This is a genomic window from Rhodococcus sp. ARC_M6 (assembly GCF_022810305.1).
Lineage (GTDB): Bacteria > Actinomycetota > Actinomycetes > Mycobacteriales > Mycobacteriaceae > Rhodococcus_F.
Window position 1 is genome coordinate 1 of record NZ_JALGQH010000070.1, and the last position, 1,523, is coordinate 1,523.

The 1,523-nt window shown below is 58.2% G+C and carries 2 protein-coding genes; both read right to left on the minus strand.

The features are described 5' to 3' along the window. Positions 1–31 precede the first annotated feature (31 nt). Positions 32–751 carry a DDE-type integrase/transposase/recombinase gene (locus tag MTX36_RS29385; protein WP_243623187.1) on the minus strand — a complete coding sequence of 240 codons (720 nt, stop codon included), beginning with the start codon at positions 749–751 and terminating at the stop codon, positions 32–34. A 278-nt stretch (positions 752–1,029) separates the two neighbouring features. Further along, a complete protein-coding gene (locus MTX36_RS29390; protein WP_243623186.1) occupies positions 1,030–1,446 on the minus strand; it encodes a transposase in 417 nt (138 codons plus the stop codon). Positions 1,447–1,523: the final 77 nt, after the last annotated feature.

Sequence of the window (1,523 nt, forward strand, 5' to 3'; positions counted from 1 at the left end):
CTATGTGTCAAGTCAAGTGAGACAGTGACGTTCAGTTGATCTGCGATTCGGCAACGGGTTCGTTAATAAAGAATACGGTCGGCATTTCAGGTGGATTCGGCCGGCGCGAAAACCGGGCTGGGTTCGCGACGTAAGCTTCATTCAGGGTGATCTGACGGGCCGCGTCGACCGCGTCAGCAGTCTCGAAGTGCACCGAAGCCGGGGTATGCCAGGCAATGCCCGAATGACGGTGAATGTGGTTGTACTCGTTGAAGAATCCTTCCAAGAAGACTCGTGCATCATCCAGTGTTGCAAACGATTTCGGAAAATCATGCAGGTATTTCAGTGTCTTGAACTGGGCTTCCGAGAATGGATTGTCATTCGATACTCTCGGTCGTGAATGCGACCGAATGATGCCGAGGTTGGTGAGCAGTTCCGACACCAGTCCGGAAGTCATCGAGGTGCCACGGTCCGCGTGGACGGTGTGCGGGGCGATGCCGTTCCGCTCGATTGCTTCCGCAATGAATTCAGCTGCCAGTTCGGCACTTTCGTGTGTGGAAACGATCCATGACGGGTTGTACCGAGAGTAGATGTCGATGAGTACGTACAGGTGAAACCACACACCCTTGGTGGGCCCGCGGAGCTTGGTGATATCCCAGGTCCAGACCTGTGAAGGTCCGTCGGCGAGGAGTTCGGGGATCGCCTTCGGTGGATGTGTCGCTGTTCGTCGACGTTCGCGGTTTTGCCCGACTTCGGCGGCGATCCGGTACATGCTCGACACCGAGCACCAGTAGTTGCCCTCGTCGAGTTCCCGGGCCCAGATCTGACATATAGCCAGGTCAGCGTTCTTGTCACTGTTGATGACGGCCAGAACCTGGGCTCGCTCGGATGCGGTGAGTGCTTGGCCGTTGTCGGGGATGGCCCTTGGTTTCTTGGGGCCCAGGACGGGTGGTTGCTGGTGCCGGTAGTGGGTGGCGCGGGACCGTCCGATCAGGATGCAGGATCTACGGGTGGGGATCTCGGCGGCTCGCAGGTCGGTGAACGTGCTGTTCAGTGCATCTTCGGTAAGGGCGGTGTGTCCGTGCTCTCGGAGATGGATTCCAAGAGCACGTGAAGTTTTCCCATGATCTCGAGCGCGGCCTCCGTCTGCGTCAATTGCTTTGCCAGACGGGCATTCTCGCGTGTCAGGCGGGCCATTTCCTTACGGGTCGCGGTGTCGGTGTCGGGATTGGTCGCAGTTTTCGGTCGAGACTTTTCGGCCGCTGCGGTTCTGGCTTGGGCCCATTCTCGAAGTTGGGATTGATACAGACCTTCGCGGCGCAGGACTGCAGATTTTTCGCCGTGCGGGGCGTCGTTGTATTCGTCGAGGATGTTGTTGCGGTATTCGGTGGTGAATGTTCGGCGGGTCGGTTTCGGGGCGGGATCTGCCGGCGCATCTGGTGTTGTTTCGGGGTTCGGGCTGGTCATCGGTGATGCTCGTTTCATGCCCTCAGTGAGTGATCTCGGTTGCCTCCGAGTGTCTCACTAAATCCTGACACGGAGGG